This is a genomic window from Bradyrhizobium sp. 1 (genome assembly GCF_023073315.1).
Classification (GTDB): Bacteria; Pseudomonadota; Alphaproteobacteria; order Rhizobiales; family Xanthobacteraceae; genus Bradyrhizobium.
Genome location: NZ_JADPJH010000039.1, coordinates 17,577 through 33,080 on the forward strand (window position 1 = coordinate 17,577; position 15,504 = coordinate 33,080).

A 15,504-nucleotide genomic window follows, 5' to 3' on the forward strand; every position below is an offset into this window, starting at 1 on the left:
TCAGTTCAGCGGTGCGGAGCGCAGCTCGTTGGCCTCGCGCGCCGAGACCGGCGTGCCGCGATTGCCCCAGGCGGTGCGGATGTAGGAGACGACGGCGGCGACCTCGTTGTCCGAAAGGAGGCCGGCGAACGGCGGCATGCCGTAGGGCATCGGATTGCCCTTGGTGCCGGGCGGATAGCCGCCATTGAGCACCATGCGGATCGGATTGACCGCCGACTGCATCTCGATCGACTGGTTGTTGGCGAGCGGCGGCCAGTGCGGCGGCTTGCCTTCGCCCTGCGTGCCGTGACAGCTCGCACAGTTCTTGTCGTAGACGGTCTTGCCGAGGCTGATCAACAGGCTGCTCTCGGTGTTAGGCAACGCCGAGCTGGCCGGCGGCGGCGAGGAGGCTTCCGCGATGCCCTTGAGGTACACCGCCATCGCCCTGGTGTCGGCGTCGCTGAGATATTGCAGGCTGTTGTGCACGACCTCGGCCATGGGGCCGTAGACCACGCCGCGCGCGGAGACGCCGGTCTGGAGCAAATCGGAGATGTCCTTGATGCTCCAATCGCCGAGACCGGCCTCGCGGTTTGAGGTGAGCGAGGGCGCGTACCAGTTCTGCATCGGGATCAGACCGCCCTTGAAGGCGTCCGACTGCGAGGTGCCGCCGAGCGCGTTGATCGGCGAATGGCACATGCCGCAATGGCCGAGGCCTTCGACCAGATAGGCGCCGCGATTCCATTCGGCCGATTTGGTCGGATCGGGCTTGAACTCGCCCTCGCTGAAGAACAGCGTGCGCCAGCCGAGGATGAGCTGGCGGTTGTCGTAGGGGAAGCGCAGCTCGTGCGGCTTGTTCTTCTGGTTCACAGGCGCAATCGAGCGCAGATAAGCGAAGATCGCATCGCTGTCGACGCGCGTGACCTTCGTGTAGGACGCAAACGGCATCGCCGGATAGATCAGCCCGCCGTCCGGGAAACGGCCGTTGTGCATGGTCCTGTAGAAATCATCCGCGCTCCACTTGCCGATGCCGGTCTCCGGATCGGGCGTGATGTTGGAGGTGTAGATCGTTCCGAACGGGGTCGGCATTGGGCGCCCGCCGGCAAACAGGCGGCCCTCGGCCGCGGTGTGGCAGGCGGTGCAATCGCCGGCACGGGCGAGATATTCGCCGCGCGCGATGACATCGCTGGTCTTGTCCTGTGCTTGTGCTGCCGTGGTGAGCGCGGCGAGCGCGAGCAGCGTGATTGACAGTCTCGAGCCCATCATGCGCCTCGTCAGTTGGGCTGGCTGCCGCAGCCGAACGGCAGCGCGTAGGTGCCCTTCGGTACGGGGGCCGGATCGGCGGGGGCAGGCCGCGTCGCGAGCCAGGCTGCGACCGCGGTGACGTCGGCCTCGGTCAGATGGCCGGCGACGAGCTGCATGCAGTCGGGCGATTTCGCGGTGCGGGTGCCATAGCGCCAGGCGCCAAGCTGGGCGCTGACATAGGCGGCACGCAGGCCGAGCAAGCCGGGGATGCCAGGCTGCATGCCCGTGAGGCCCGGGCCGTGGCAGCTCACACACGCCGGTATGTTACGACCGGCATCGCCGCTGGTCGCGAGCAGCTCGCCCTGGGCCAGCACGTCCTTGCTCACCTCGCTTGGCGCAGGCTGCGGCAGAGGCGGGTGCTCGCTGGCAAAATACTCCGCCATCGCTTCCAGATAGGGATCGGGCAAAAACTCCAGCAGATAGTTCATCGGCGGATATTTGCGCCGGCCGCTGCGGAAGGCGAGGAGCTGGTTGTAGAGGTAGCCGGCGGGCTTGCCAGCAAGGCGCGGGAAATAGACATCGCTGGTGCCTTCGCCCTTGTTGCCGTGACAGGGCGTGCACGCCTCCACCCGCGCCGCCATCGTATCGGGCGGCTGGTTGGCCATTTGTGCGGCCGCGCCATCAAAGGCGGCCAAGGCAGTCAGCATAGCGGCCAAGGCCGCGGCGCGAGCGAACACTTTCGTCGCCCTCCACAGGGTAGGTCCGGTTGATTCCAGATCACAACGTAGAGCGGCATTATTGCGCCGATATTTTCCTGCGCAAGGCAGGACAGGTGCGATGACGTTTGGTCGCGCCTGCACATTTGCGATCCTGATCGGATTCGACAAGATTTGCGTGCTTTTTGATAAGCAGACATGACGCTGCGGTCTCGCGACGTGTCTCGCCCGAGCCTTGCTTGGTCGTGTCGCCCTCTTTGTCAGAGGGCGCAGGGAAGGCCGGGTGCCGGCTGGCACCCACGGTCCACTGTGCGAAGGTTGCGCTACAAGAGGCTGCACAGCGGCATACAGGTGAAGCCAAACATCCGGCCTTCCCTGCGCAATGGTTTTACGGCTTATGCCGAGCTCTCCCCGGGGAGCGATGCACTATTGCCCCCGTCGCCTTGCAGATGACCGATGCGCGCACCCGGTCGGGCCGCCACATCACTGCAAGACTTGACGCACAGACCCCGGGCGTCAGGACGACACGGTTTTGCCGTACGCCAACCGCACCGGTCGTGTGCGCGCCGCCATCGCTCACGGTTGCCCGCCCTGCGATGCCGTCGCGCCGACGCGGTCGGCGTCCACCACGGCTCACCCCGCGTTCGTGACGATCGCGATACGCCCCTCTGACTGGGGTGAGGTGGCAAACTATCTACTGTAAATCAGAAATTCGGTAAAGTGGAATATTTTGGCCTTGTCGGATTGACCCGTTGTTTGTGTGTTTTGCCCGACAGGCAACGCAAGGGATTGTGGTTGCCAGGGACGCGGCAAACCCCAGCACACGACCGGTCATTAGAACTCCGCAGCCGCCGAGCGACAAGTGCAGTTTGTGCCAAAACACGCAAGACTGACGGAACGCCCCTTGCCGCAGGCGGCACACCTGGAGCGGCTATGTTTCAAACATATTCAACTAGAATACGATTCGGGAGCGGGGGCTTTTGTGGCGGGACCAGGGACATGGCACGCTGGAAGCAATCGTGGAGTGAGGAAGATCTCACCCGGCTCAGGAGACTGGCGGGCACCAAACCGATCACGATGATCGCGAAGGAGCTTGGTCGAACTACGGGAACGGTCCTTGCGAAGGCGATCGAGCAAAAACTCCCCGTCGTTCATCGGATCGAGCGCCCGGCACAATAAACGGGGAGCGAGTCGTCGTGGATTGGCGACTTTTCAGCCCCGCGGCGAGCGCGGCGGCCTGCGCTTCGCCACATGCCGGCGCGGCGAGCGCGTCACGCGAGGGCGCAGGCGGGTTGCGGCGGCGCGATTTGGCTTGGCCGACACTTGCGGGCCGCGGGCGAGATCCATCAGCATGCGCAGCGCCTCGACCACCGAGCGCTGGCGCACGGCGGTGCGGCCGATCGCACCAAAGCGATGCTCGCGGTGAACGATGCGGCCGTCGCGGGCGGCAACGGCAAAATGCACGAGGCCGACCGGCTTGCCCGGCGTGGCGCCACCGGGCCCGGCAATGCCGGTGATGGCGACGGCGAGATCGACACCGGCGCGCTCCAGCGCGCCGACCGCCATTGCGGTTGCGGTTTCCTTGCTGACGGCGCCGAAATTCGTGAGCGTGCTGGCCTCGACGCCCAGCATCGCGCGCTTGGCGTCGTTGGAATAGGTGACGAAGCCGCGGTCGATGACGTCAGAGGAGCCGGGAATGTCGGTCAGCGCGCCGGCGACAAGGCCGCCGGTGCAGGACTCCGCGGTCGCGATCGTCAGCTTGCGCATCCGGCACAGGTCGAGCAGCGAGCGGGAGAGGGCGCGTGCGTCGCTGCCGGCCATGGCCTTATACGTCCCAAGGCAAGCGGATGGTGGCGCTCGCGGTGGCCGCGATGCCTTCCTCGCGGCCGGTGAAGCCGAGCCGCTCGCTGGTGGTCGCCTTCACCGCGACGCGGGAGATGTCGACGCCGGAGATCTCGGCGATGCGTGCGCGCATGGTGTCGCGCAGCGGTCCGATCTTCGGCCGCTCGCAGATCATGGTGACTTCGAGATTGGCCACGCGGCCGCCACGCTGGGTGACGCGCTCGATGGCATATTTCAGGAACTGGTCGGAGGAGGCGCCCTTCCACTTCGCGTCGCTCGGCGGAAAGTGCGAGCCGATGTCGCCGTCGGCGAGCGCACCGAGGATGGCGTCGACCAGTGCATGCAGGCCGACATCGCCGTCGGAATGTGCCAGAAAACCCTTGGTGTGCGGCACGCGGACGCCGCAGATCATGAGATGGTCACCCTCGCCGAAGGCATGCACGTCGTAACCCGTGCCCGTCCTGATGTCGCCGAGCAGGCTGGCCAGGCGCGCTTCCTCGCGCACGAAATCCTCGGGGGTGGTGAGCTTCATATTGGCAACATCGCCTTCAAAGGTTGCAACCGTCAATCCCGCCCATTCGGCAATCGCGGCATCGTCGGTGAAATCGCTGCGCCCGTCCTTTGCCGCGCGACGATGCGCCTCGAGGATGATTTCGAAACGAAAGGATTGCGGCGTCTGCGCAATTCGCAGGCGCGAGCGGTCCGGCGTGTCCTCGACATTGCCGCTCTCGCCGGTGATCTTGATGGTGTCGGTAACAGGCACGGCCGGGATCGCAGCGCCGGTGCGGCTCGCCGCATCGATCGCGCGCGAGATCACGCCTTCCGAGACAAAGGGACGCGCCGCGTCGTGGATCAGGACGATATCAGGCTTGTGTTTTGCGAGCGCTTCGAGACCGGCGAGAACTGATGCCTGTCGCGTCGCGCCGCCGCTGGTCGGCGCCTCATGCTTCAATCCTGCGACCGCTGCCGTGAACATGGCGCTGTCGTCGGGGTTCACCACCGGCTGCACGGCGAACACATCGGCGTGGCGGCTGAAGGCTTCCATGGCGCGATAGATCACGGGCACGCCGCCGATCTCCCGATATTGCTTGGGACCACCGGCGCCCGCGCGCAGGCCGCGTCCGGCCGCGACGAGAACGACTGCGGTGCGCTGTGATTTCGCCATAGGACTCAAATACTCAGTTGGTGATGAAGAGAGTCGGGGAGTGGGGTGATTGCCGCATGCCTCTAGCACGGCAGGCCCGCAAAAAAAGGGGGTTTCCCCGGATTGTGGGTTTCAGCATTTTGCTGCACTGCACTTGAAAGATTTGCAGAACTGGTTAAAGTGTAGGCATGACGCTTGACTGCACAAGAATTGTGCGCAAGATAGGTCATGGCAGTCGCGATGAGGCGCTGCCCATTTGACGAGACCACTGTGACCGGCCCGGCAAGATCAGGCTCCAAGCCCTTGAAAATAGGCGACATTGAGGTCACCATCCCGGTCTTCCTGGCACCGATGTCGGGAGTGACTGACTCGCCCGTCCGGCGGCTGGTCGCCGAGCTCGGCGCGGGTCTGGTCGTGTCCGAGATGACCGCCAGCGATGAACTCGCCAACGGCCGCAAGATGTCCCGGTTGCGCTGCGAAGCGACGGGCGTAGGGCCGCATGTGGTTCAGCTCGCCGGCTGCGAGGCGCACTGGATGGCCGAAGGCGCGCGGATCGCCGAGGCTGATGGCGCCGACATCATCGATATCAACATGGGCTGTCCGGCCCGTCACGTCACTGGCGGCCAGTCCGGCTCCGCCTTGATGCGCGACCTCGACCATGCCGTCAGCCTGATCGATGCGACGATCGCGGCGGTGAAGGTTCCGGTGACGCTGAAGATGCGGCTCGGCTGGGACGACCTCAGCCGCAATGCGCCGGAGCTGGCGCGGCGCGCGGAAGCTGCAGGCATCAAGCTCGTCACCGTTCATGGCCGAACGCGCTGCCAGTTCTACAAGGGCGAAGCCGACTGGGATGCGATCCGCGCCGTGCGCGAGGCGATCTCTATCCCGCTGATCGTCAATGGCGACATCACATCCTATGAGAAAGCCCTTGCCGCGTTAGAGGCCTCCGGCGCCGATGCCGTGATGATCGGCCGCGGTGCGCAGGGCCAGCCCTGGCTGCCCGGCCAGATCGGCCGTCGCCTTATGGGCGGGGCGGCGGAAGCCACCCCATCGCTGGAGACCCAGCTGCATTACGTCCGCACGCTGTATGAGGGCGTCTGCGCACTCTATGGGCTTCGTGTCGGTCTCATTCATGCGCGCAAGCATCTGGGTTGGGCGCTCGACGTCGCCGCCGACGCAAGCCGTGCGCCGGCCGAGAAGCTGAAGGCCTGGCGCCAGACCATTCTGACCTCCGAAGATCCGCGTCTCGTTCACCATTCACTGCAAGATGCCTTCGACGACTTTGCATGGAGCGCTGCTGCATGAGCTCAGCTGCTGAACATCGTCGGCCGATTCCGACCGACAGCGACGCGATCCTGGACGCCTTGCCCAATCCCGTGCTCCTGATCGGGCCGGACGGCAAGATCATCGGCGCCAACATCGCAACTGAAGCCTTCTTCGATATCTCGACGCAGTTCCTGAAGCGGCAGTCGCTGAAGGAGCTGGTGCCGTTCGGCAGCCCCTTGCTGGCGCTGATCGACCAGGTGCGATCGTCGAACTCGCCGGTCAACGAATACAAGGTCGATCTCGGCACGCCGCGGATGGGCGGCGACCGCCAGGTCGATCTGCATGTCGCCCCGCTGACCGAGCGGCCCGGCCATATCGTGGTGATGCTCCAGGAGCGCTCCATCGCCGACAAGATGGACCGCCAGCTTACCCATCGCAGCGCTGCGCGCTCGGTGATTGCGCTAGCAGCCATGCTCGCACACGAGATCAAGAACCCGCTCTCCGGGATTCGCGGCGCAGCGCAGTTGCTGGAGCAGCAGGCCTCGTCCGAGGACCGCATGCTGACGCGGCTGATCTGCGACGAGGCCGACCGCATCGTGACGCTGGTCGACCGCATGGAGGTGTTCGGCGACGAGCGACCCGTGGTGCGCGGCCCCGTCAACATCCATTCGGTGCTCGATCACGTGAAGCGGCTGGCCCAATCCGGCTTTGCCCGCAACATCCGCTTCGTCGAGGACTACGATCCCTCGCTGCCGCCGGTGCTGGCGAACCAGGACCAGCTGATCCAGGTGTTCCTCAATCTCGTGAAGAACGCCGCCGAAGCCCTGATCGACGTCGCCGACGGCGAGATCCAGCTCACCACCGCGTTCCGCCCCGGCGTGCGCCTGTCAGTCCCCGGTCAAAAATCCCGGGTATCCCTGCCGCTCGAATTCTGCGTGAGGGACAACGGACCAGGCGTGCCCGACGATCTTCTGTCCAATCTGTTCGATCCCTTCGTCACCACCAAGCAGACCGGCAGCGGTCTCGGCCTGGCGCTGGTCGCAAAGATCGTTGGCGATCACGGGGGCATCATCGAATGCGAATCTCAGCCGCGCAAGACCACCTTTCGCGTGCTGATGCCGATGTATTCCACATCGGTGAAACATGCCGATCACAGCAGTCGCGACGGCTCTGCCGGGAAGTCGTCGTCTGCATCTCAGGGGGCAAAATGAGGATCAACAATGCCCGCAGGTAGCATTCTTGTTGCTGATGACGACACCGCCATCCGCACGGTTCTCAATCAGGCTCTGTCCCGGGCGGGATACGAAGTCAGGCTCACCGGCAATGCCGCAACGCTGTGGCGCTGGGTCAGCCAAGGGGAGGGCGATCTCGTCATCACCGACGTGGTGATGCCGGACGAAAACGCCTTCGACCTTTTGCCGCGGATCAAGAAGATGCGGCCGAATTTGCCGGTCATCGTCATGAGCGCGCAAAACACCTTCATGACGGCGATCCGCGCCTCCGAGCGCGGGGCTTACGAATATCTGCCAAAGCCCTTCGATCTGAAGGAGCTGATCGCCATCGTCGGCCGCGCGCTCGCCGAGCCGAAGGAGCGGGTCTCGACGCCGGACGACGAATCGGAGCTGGAATCGATCCCGCTGGTCGGCCGCTCGCCGGCGATGCAGGAAATCTACCGCGTGCTGGCGCGTCTGATGCAGACCGATCTCACCGTGATGATCACGGGCGAGTCCGGTACCGGCAAGGAACTGGTGGCGCGCGCGCTGCATGATTACGGCAAGCGTCGCAACGGTCCGTTCGTCGCGGTCAACATGGCAGCGATCCCGCGCGACCTGATTGAATCAGAGTTGTTCGGCCATGAGCGTGGCGCCTTCACCGGTGCCAACACCCGCGCCTCCGGCCGGTTCGAGCAGGCCGAGGGCGGCACGTTGTTCCTCGACGAAATCGGCGACATGCCGATGGAGGCGCAGACACGATTGCTGCGCGTTTTGCAGCAAGGCGAATACACCACCGTCGGCGGCCGCACCCCGATCAAGACCGATGTGCGCATCGTCGCGGCCTCCAACAAGGATCTGCGCGTGCTGATCCAGCAGGGGCTGTTCCGCGAAGATCTGTTCTTCCGCCTCAACGTCGTGCCGCTGCGGCTGCCGCCTTTGCGCGAGCGCATCGAGGATTTGCCGGATCTCATCCGTCACTTCTTCGCGCTGGCCGAGAAGGATGGCCTTCCGCCGAAGAAGCTCGACTCGCTGGCGCTGGAGCGGCTGAAGCAGCACCGCTGGCCCGGCAACGTGCGCGAGTTGGAAAACCTCGCCCGCCGCCTCGCCGCGCTCTATCCGCAGGACGTGATCACGGCCTCCGTCATCGACGGCGAACTGGCACCGCCCTCGGTCAGTCCGGGCGCTGCGGTCCAGCAGGGCGTCGACAATCTCGGTGGCGCGGTCGAGGCCTATCTGTCCTCGCACTTCCAGGGCTTTCCGAACGGCGTGCCGCCGCCCGGTCTCTATCACCGCATCCTCAAGGAGATCGAGGTGCCGCTGCTCACGGCCGCGCTCGCCGCCACCCGCGGCAACCAGATCCGCGCAGCCGATCTGCTCGGCCTCAACCGCAACACACTGCGGAAGAAGATCCGGGATCTCGATATTCAGGTCTATCGGAGCGGGGGTTAGTCCTCCCGACCGGTGGCTCAGCTCCCCCTACCAAAGCGGAGCTGAGCCTGTCCGGATCGCGCTGGCCTTGATGGCTGACGCGGAGAGCAAAAGTCCTGATAGAATCGAAATGTTCCGGCGGAACATTCAAATCGGTCATCGGGCCGCAGGGCGCGGCGTCGCACCTACCTGACCACACGCGCTGATATCGGCAGCATGGCGACATCAGCCGGTGCCTGGATGCCGGGGCCATTGACCAGCAGGTCAGAGGCCACGATCAGCACCAGAACGGCTGAAACCATGATCGCGAGAAAGAACCTGTCCATGCCGGATCAAGCCGGAATGGCCGGATTCCGTTCCCGCTGATCTCGCATGCCCTGTGGATGCGCCCGTCCGCCGCAGCGAGGGCGCCGCGGAATTGTCGCAATTCGGCAACAATGTGGTACGAATACATCAGTATCCGCCCATCGCGGACCCGTTTTCAGCACCCATTGCCGGAATGATCAGCGCAGACACCTCCGCCGCACACTTCGACACGGCCCCAGCAGATGAGCCCCGGCGTTGGTCGGTGCGGCGCTGGCTGGCGCCGTTTGCCGTGGTCCTGGCGCTGGGCTCGGCCTTCCTGACCTTTGTCGTCCTGACCGGCCTCACGACGATCGAGCCGACGCCGGAGATTGTCCGCTCGTTCTACCTGATGAATGCGGCCACGATCCTGCTGCTGGTCGGGATCATCATCCGCGAGCTCTGGCAGATGATCGTTGCGCGGCGGCGGGGCAGGGCGGCGGCGCGCCTCCACGTCCAGATCGTCAGCCTGTTCTCGATCGTGGCCGTGCTGCCGGCGGTGCTGGTCGCCGTCGTCGCCAACGTCACCATCGAGCGCGGCCTCGATCGGCTGTTCTCCGGGCCGACCAAGGAAGTGATCCAGAATTCGCTGACGATCGCGCGCGCCTATATGCAGGATCATGCGCAGCTGATCCGCGGCGACATTTTGGGCATGGCCAATGACATCGCCCATGCCCGCCCGCTCTACGACCAGGATCGCCGCTCATTCCGCGAACTGCTGACCAGTAGCGCCGGCTCGCGCAATCTGCCGGGCGCGATGATCATCGACAAAAACACCAACATCCTGGAATCCGCCGACACCGGCATGCGGCTGGCCTATTCGCCGCCGGCACCGGACTTCCTCAGCAACGTCAACGAATCCGAGCCTGAGATCGCAGTGCTGCCGGATGCGAACTTCGTTGCCGCCGTGATCCGCCTGCGCGCCTTCAACGACACCTTCCTCTATGTCGCACGTCCTCTCGATCCGAATGTCGTCAATCAGCTCAAGCAGACCGAGGTCAGCGTCGCCGAATACGCCCAGATCGAGTCGCGCCGGCTCGGCATCCAGGTCGCCTTCGCGCTGATGTTCGCGGTGATCGCGCTGACCATCCTGATGGCGTCCGTGCTGATTGGACTGAACTTCGCCAACTCGCTGGTGTCGCCGATCCGGCGGCTGATGAACGCGGCGCATACGGTCTCGACCGGCGACCTCAATGTGAAGGTGCCGGTGCATCAGTCGGAGGGCGACCTCGCCCAGCTCGGCGAGACCTTCAACAAGATGACGCAGGAATTGCGCAGCCAGCGCGACGAACTCGTCAATGCCAGCGATCTCATCGACAGCCGCCGCCGCTTCATCGAAGCGGTGCTGTCCTCGGCCAGCGCCGGCATCATCGGGGTCGACACCTCGGGCAGTGTCGGCATCCTCAACCGCTCCGCCGAGAAGCTGATCGGACACTCCGAGGCGGAGACGCTCGGCCATCCGCTCTCCGACGTGCTGCCCGAACTCGATGAGATGATGAAGACGGCGCGGGAAGGGACCCAGCGCCTGGTGCAGGGCCAGATCGCGATCACGCGCGACGGAGACGAGCGCAATCTGTCGGTCCGCGTCAGCGCCGAGAAGAACCAGCCGCACGACAGCTACATCATCACGCTCGACGACATCACCGAGCTGGTGTCGGCGCAGCGCACCTCCGCCTGGGGTGACGTGGCGCGCCGTATCGCCCACGAGATCAAGAACCCGCTGACGCCGATCCAGCTCTCCGCCGAGCGCATCCGCCGCAAATTCGGCAAGGCCATCACCGAGGCCAAGGACAAGCAGATTTTTGAGCAGTGCACCGACACCATCGTGCGCCAGGTCGACGATATCCGCCGGATGGTCGATGAGTTCTCGCGTTTCGCGCGGATGCCCAAGCCGGTGATGGAGGGCGAGGACGTCATTGACGCCGTGCGGCAGGCGGTGTTCCTGATGAAGGTCGCCCATCCCGAGATCGATCTCGAGACGGAGTTCAAGGAAGATCCGCTGCGCGCCCAGTTCGACCGGCGGCTGATCTCGCAGGCGGTGACCAACATCGTCAAGAACGCCACCGAGGCGATCGAGCAGGTCCCGCCTGAGGAGCTCGGTAAAGGCCGGATCGACGTCGTGGTGTCACGCGAGGGCGAGGACGTGCTGATCGACGTCGTCGACAACGGCATCGGCCTGCCCAAGGTCGCGCGCTCGCGACTGCTGGAGCCCTATGTGACCACGCGCGCCAAGGGCACCGGGCTTGGCCTGGCGATCGTCGGCCGCGTGCTGGAAGACCATGGCGGGCGCATCGAGCTGAAGGACGCTTCCGACTTCCGGGAGGGCCAGCGCGGCGCCTGGATGCGGATGCGCTTTGCGGTCACCGGCGCTCCCGCGAAGTCCGAGGGAGCCGAGCCCACACCGGTGATGAAGGAAGCCGCGACCGAGACGGCGAACGAAGCGGCCGCAGCACAGGCCAGCGCCCCGGTCAAGGACGCGGCGCAGGAAACAAAAGAGCTGGCGGCTGAAACCAAAGAGCCGGCTGAAAAGACCAATGATTCAACGAAAATCGAAGCCTCAACAGGCAGCTGACAAGACAGGCGCGACCCATGGCAAGTGAAATTCTGATTGTCGATGATGAGGCCGATATTCGGGATCTCGTCGCGGGCATTCTCGAAGACGAGGGTTTTGTCACGCGGACCGCGCGCGATAGTGACTCCGCGCTGACCGAAATCGCCAACCGCAGGCCGCATCTGGTGTTCCTCGACATCTGGCTGCAGGGCTCCAAGCTCGACGGCTTGCAGCTGCTCGAGCAGGTCAAGAAGGACAATCCCGATCTGCCGGTCGTGATGATCTCCGGCCACGGCAACATCGAGACCGCGGTCGCCGCGATCAAGCGCGGCGCCTATGACTTCATCGAGAAGCCGTTCAAGGCCGACCGGCTGATCCTGGTCGCGACCAGGGCGCTGGAAAACTCGCGGCTCAAGCGCGAGGTCAAGGAGCTGAAGCAGCTCGCGCCGGGCGCAAGCTCGCTCGTCGGCCGTTCGCCCAGCATGAACCAGCTGCGCCAGACCATCGACCGGGCGGCGAAAGCCAACAGCCGCATCCTGATCGTCGGCCCCGCCGGCGCCGGCAAGGAGCTGACCGCGCGCACGCTGCACACGGCCTCGGGCCGCTCCGACGGTCCCTTCGTCGTCATCAACGCTGCCGCCATCACGCCCGAGCGCATGGAACACGAGATGTTCGGCATCGAGCAATCCAACGGCGAGCACGCGCGCAAGCCTGGCGCACTGGAAGAGGCCCATGGCGGCACGCTGTTCATCGACGAGATCGCGGACATGCCGCGCGAGACCCAGAACAAGATCTTGCGCGTGCTGGTCGAGCAGTCGTTCCAGCGCGTCGGCGGCACCTCGAAGGTGCAGGTTGACGTCCGCATCATCTCCTCGACCGCGCGCAATCTCGAAGAGGAGATCGCGGCCGGCCATTTCCGCGAGGACCTCTATCATCGGCTCTCGGTGGTGCCGATCCGCGTGCCCGCGCTCTCGGAACGGCGCGAGGACATCCCGGAATTGATCGACTATTTCATGGAGCAGATCTCGGCCGGCAGCGGCCTGCCCAAGCGGCAGATCGGGCAGGACGCGATGGCCGTGCTGCAATCGCATGTCTGGCCGGGCAATGTGCGCCAGCTCCGCAACAACGTTGAGAGAGTCATGATTCTGGCCGCGGGTGGACCGGAGGTGATCATCACCGCCGACATGCTGCCGCAGGATGTCGGCTCGATGGTGCCGGCGATGCCCACCAGCAACAATGGCGAGCACATCATGGGCCTGCCGTTGCGTGAGGCGCGCGAAGTGTTCGAGCGCGACTATTTGATTGCACAGATCAGCCGTTTTTCAGGAAATATTTCTCGTACGGCCGAGTTTGTTGGCATGGAACGCTCGGCGCTGCACCGGAAGTTGAAGGCGCTCGGCGTCGGCTAACCCGCGACGCTGCAGCCGCCCATGGCGGATAAGCCAGGAAATTCATCGATTTCCGTAGTTTTTCGGGGGCAATTGGGCTCGGCCTGCCGCGTGAAGCGGCTTGCCTAATAAGCCGTCCTGCCCTCTAATCGAACCGCTGTTCCTTCGAGGGGGATCTCATGAGGAACGGCAACCGGAAGAGACCCCGCATTTTCAAAAGCGGGGCGCGACCGGCGCAATAAAAAGAAACTCAAAGCGAGAAAAAAACAATGGCGGCAGACCGCGCACAAAACCTACAGGACACCTTCCTCAACCACGTTCGCAAAACCAAAACGCCACTGACGATCTTTCTGGTCAACGGAGTGAAGCTCCAGGGCATCGTGACCTGGTTCGACAATTTCTGTTTGCTGCTTCGGCGCGACGGTCACTCGCAGCTCGTCTACAAGCACGCGATCTCGACCATCATGCCGGGCGCTCCGATCCAGTTGTTCGAAGGTGGCGAGGATCAGCCGGCTTGAGAGTGATCTGATTGGAACCCCGGAATTTCGACGGGGAGGCCGACCGTCCGCGATCGGCAGGGGCTAAGCAGACGGGGCGGGTGCTTGTCATCGGCCCCTACTTGCGTGTGCGCGCAGGCGGTGCCGACGCGCAATCGGAAAACCACGTCCAGCGCGATGCCGAGGCCCGGCTCGACGAAGCCGCCGGCCTCGCGCGCGCGATCGATCTCGTCGTTGCCGATGCCATCATCACGCCGATCAGCCAGATCAGGCCGGCAACTTATATCGGCAAGGGCAAGGTCGAGGAGATCGCCGCGCTGGCCAAGAGCCTCGACGTCGAGCTCGTCGTGATGGATTGCGCGCTGGCGCCGATCCAGCAGCGCAATCTCGAGAAGGAATTGCAAGCCAAGGTACTCGACCGCACCGGCTTGATTCTCGAAATCTTCGGCCGCCGCGCCAACACCAAGGAAGGCTCGCTCCAGGTCGAGCTCGCCCATCTCAATTATCAGCGCTCACGCCTGGTGCGCTCATGGACCCATCTGGAGCGCCAGCGCGGCGGCTTCGGATTCATGGGCGGTCCCGGCGAGACCCAGATCGAAGCCGACCGCCGCCTGATCCAGGAACGCATCTCCAAGCTCGAGGGCGAGATCAAGAAGGTGCAGGCGACGCGCCGACTGCATCGCGCCGGTCGCCAGCGCGTGCCGTATCGCGTCGTCGCGCTGGTCGGCTACACCAATGCCGGCAAGTCGACGCTGTTCAACCGCCTGACCCGCGCCGACGTGCAAGCCGCCGACATGCTGTTCGCCACGCTCGATCCGACACTGCGCGCGCTCACTTTGCCGCACGGCGGCAAGGCGATGCTGTCGGACACCGTCGGCTTCATCTCGAATTTGCCGACGCAACTCGTCGCCGCCTTCCGCGCCACGCTGGAGGAGGTGCTGGAAGCCGACGTCATCCTGCATGTGCGCGACATCTCGCATGAGGACGCCGAAGCACAGCAAGGCGACGTCGACGCCGTGCTGCGCCAGCTCGGCATCAACCCTGATGACTCCGGCCGCATCATCGAGGTCTGGAACAAGATCGACCGTTACGATGCCGAGCAGCGCGAAGAGCTTTTGAACATTGCTGCGCGCAGGCCCGAAGATCATCCGGCGATGCTGGTCTCGGCCGTGTCGGGCGAGGGGATCGACGCACTGCTCGCCGCAATCGAGGAGCGCCTCGCCGCCAAACGCACCACGCTCGATCTCTCGATCGACGCCGCCGATGGCGCCGGCATCAGCTGGCTGCACCGCAATGCCGAGGTGCTGGCCAAGGAGCTGCATGACGGCCGCTTCGACATGACCGTGCGCGTGGACGAGACCAAGCGGGACATCGTTGTGAACCGGTTCGACGCGGTACCGCGCGTGGCTTGATCTCCATCCGTCAGTTGCGAGAGTTCAATTGGACAGATCGAGGCTCATGAACTGGTTGTGCGGGCTCGCTCGATAGTCGGCGAACGGCTCACAGGGTACGAAGCCGGCGCTGTGGTAGAGCGAGACGGCGGGTGCGTGCAGCGGCGCGGTACCCGTCTCCAGGCTAAGTCGCACATACCCTCGCTTGCGCGCTTCGGCGATGATGTGGTGCAGGATAGCGCGGCCAGCTCCGGTCCCGCGCGCGGCAGGCGCGGCGCGCATCGACTTCACCTCCCCATGCGTGTCGTCGAGTTGCTTGAGAGCACCGAATCCAACCAGCGCATCGCTCTTCCAGACGGTCCAGAAAGTCACGGCCGCAGCCGAAAGACCGCTCGCATCCAGCGCCTGCGCGTGCTCGCCCATCACGCTGGCTAGCTCTGCCAGGTGATGTGCCAACAGGTCGGCGACATATGGCGCCGTCGGATCGTCTTGCCTGATGTCCAC

The 15,504-nt window shown here is 64.6% G+C and carries 15 protein-coding genes; 8 read left to right on the forward strand and 7 right to left on the reverse strand.

Going from position 1 to position 15,504, the window contains the following annotated elements; translation table 11 throughout:
- Both IVB29_RS37190 and IVB29_RS37195 read right to left on the reverse strand, forming a co-directional pair.
- Positions 1-1,239 (reverse strand): cytochrome c, encoded by a 1,239-nt coding sequence (locus tag IVB29_RS37190; protein WP_247508607.1) that lies wholly within the window; start codon positions 1,237-1,239, stop codon positions 1-3.
- Between the two features lie 11 nt (positions 1,240-1,250).
- On the reverse strand, positions 1,251-1,958 hold the full coding sequence (locus IVB29_RS37195) for a c-type cytochrome (RefSeq protein ID WP_247508404.1): 708 nt from the start codon (positions 1,956-1,958) through the stop codon (positions 1,251-1,253).
- Positions 1,959-2,936: 978 nt separating this feature from the next.
- On the opposite strand from IVB29_RS37195, the gene IVB29_RS37200 reads away from it, so the two are divergent.
- Positions 2,937-3,116: a hypothetical protein gene (locus IVB29_RS37200; RefSeq protein WP_247508405.1), complete on the forward strand. Its 180-nt coding sequence runs from the start codon at positions 2,937-2,939 to the stop codon at positions 3,114-3,116.
- Between the two features lie 33 nt (positions 3,117-3,149).
- On the opposite strand, the gene IVB29_RS37205 is transcribed toward IVB29_RS37200, so the two are convergent.
- The 3 genes from IVB29_RS37205 to IVB29_RS37215 all read right to left on the reverse strand — a co-directional run bounded on the left by IVB29_RS37205 (position 3,150) and on the right by IVB29_RS37215 (position 5,255).
- Positions 3,150-3,758: a CinA family protein gene (locus IVB29_RS37205; RefSeq protein ID WP_247508406.1), complete on the reverse strand. Its 609-nt coding sequence runs from the start codon at positions 3,756-3,758 to the stop codon at positions 3,150-3,152.
- A gap of 4 nt (positions 3,759-3,762) precedes the next feature.
- The gene (locus IVB29_RS37210) at positions 3,763-4,944 is read right to left on the reverse strand and encodes a bifunctional 2-C-methyl-D-erythritol 4-phosphate cytidylyltransferase/2-C-methyl-D-erythritol 2,4-cyclodiphosphate synthase (RefSeq protein WP_247508407.1); all 1,182 of its coding nucleotides are present in this window, start codon (positions 4,942-4,944) and stop codon (positions 3,763-3,765) included.
- Positions 4,945-5,006: 62 nt separating this feature from the next.
- Positions 5,007-5,255 carry a hypothetical protein gene (locus IVB29_RS37215; RefSeq protein ID WP_247508619.1) on the reverse strand — a complete coding sequence of 83 codons (249 nt, stop codon included), beginning with the start codon at positions 5,253-5,255 and terminating at the stop codon, positions 5,007-5,009.
- Between IVB29_RS37215 and dusB the strand changes: the two genes are divergently transcribed.
- The 3 genes from dusB to ntrC are packed head-to-tail and all read left to right on the forward strand — an operon-like array spanning position 5,227 to position 8,852.
- The gene (gene dusB / locus IVB29_RS37220; RefSeq protein WP_247508608.1) at positions 5,227-6,228 is read left to right on the forward strand and encodes a tRNA dihydrouridine synthase DusB; all 1,002 of its coding nucleotides are present in this window, start codon (positions 5,227-5,229) and stop codon (positions 6,226-6,228) included. The two genes, IVB29_RS37215 and dusB, sit on opposite strands and share 29 nt — an antisense overlap.
- Complete coding sequence (locus IVB29_RS37225; protein ID WP_247508408.1) at positions 6,225-7,400, forward strand: nitrogen regulation protein NR(II); 1,176 nt, start codon at positions 6,225-6,227, stop codon at positions 7,398-7,400. Before dusB ends, IVB29_RS37225 begins: the two co-directional genes overlap by 4 nt.
- Positions 7,401-7,409: 9 nt before the next feature.
- A complete protein-coding gene (ntrC, locus tag IVB29_RS37230; protein ID WP_247508409.1) occupies positions 7,410-8,852 on the forward strand; it encodes a nitrogen regulation protein NR(I) in 1,443 nt (480 codons plus the stop codon).
- Positions 8,853-9,016: 164 nt separating this feature from the next.
- Here ntrC and IVB29_RS37235 read toward each other — a convergent pair whose 3' ends face one another.
- A complete protein-coding gene (locus tag IVB29_RS37235) occupies positions 9,017-9,157 on the reverse strand; it encodes a hypothetical protein (RefSeq protein WP_247508410.1) in 141 nt (46 codons plus the stop codon).
- A 173-nt stretch (positions 9,158-9,330) separates the two neighbouring features.
- On the opposite strand from IVB29_RS37235, the gene IVB29_RS37240 reads away from it, so the two are divergent.
- The 4 genes from IVB29_RS37240 to hflX all read left to right on the forward strand — a co-directional run bounded on the left by IVB29_RS37240 (position 9,331) and on the right by hflX (position 15,021).
- Positions 9,331-11,745, forward strand: a complete 2,415-nt coding sequence (locus IVB29_RS37240; protein WP_247508411.1) for a PAS domain-containing sensor histidine kinase — start codon at positions 9,331-9,333, stop codon at positions 11,743-11,745.
- A 17-nt stretch (positions 11,746-11,762) separates the two neighbouring features.
- Positions 11,763-13,133 (forward strand): sigma-54 dependent transcriptional regulator, encoded by a 1,371-nt coding sequence (locus tag IVB29_RS37245; RefSeq protein ID WP_247508412.1) that lies wholly within the window; start codon positions 11,763-11,765, stop codon positions 13,131-13,133.
- A 248-nt stretch (positions 13,134-13,381) separates the two neighbouring features.
- Positions 13,382-13,630, forward strand: a complete 249-nt coding sequence (hfq, locus tag IVB29_RS37250) for an RNA chaperone Hfq (RefSeq protein ID WP_007591126.1) — start codon at positions 13,382-13,384, stop codon at positions 13,628-13,630.
- Between the two features lie 11 nt (positions 13,631-13,641).
- Positions 13,642-15,021: a GTPase HflX gene (gene hflX, locus IVB29_RS37255; protein ID WP_247508413.1), complete on the forward strand. Its 1,380-nt coding sequence runs from the start codon at positions 13,642-13,644 to the stop codon at positions 15,019-15,021.
- A 24-nt stretch (positions 15,022-15,045) separates the two neighbouring features.
- Here the strand turns inward: hflX and IVB29_RS37260 are convergent, their stop codons facing one another.
- Positions 15,046-15,504, reverse strand: a complete 459-nt coding sequence (locus IVB29_RS37260) for a GNAT family N-acetyltransferase (RefSeq protein ID WP_247508414.1) — start codon at positions 15,502-15,504, stop codon at positions 15,046-15,048.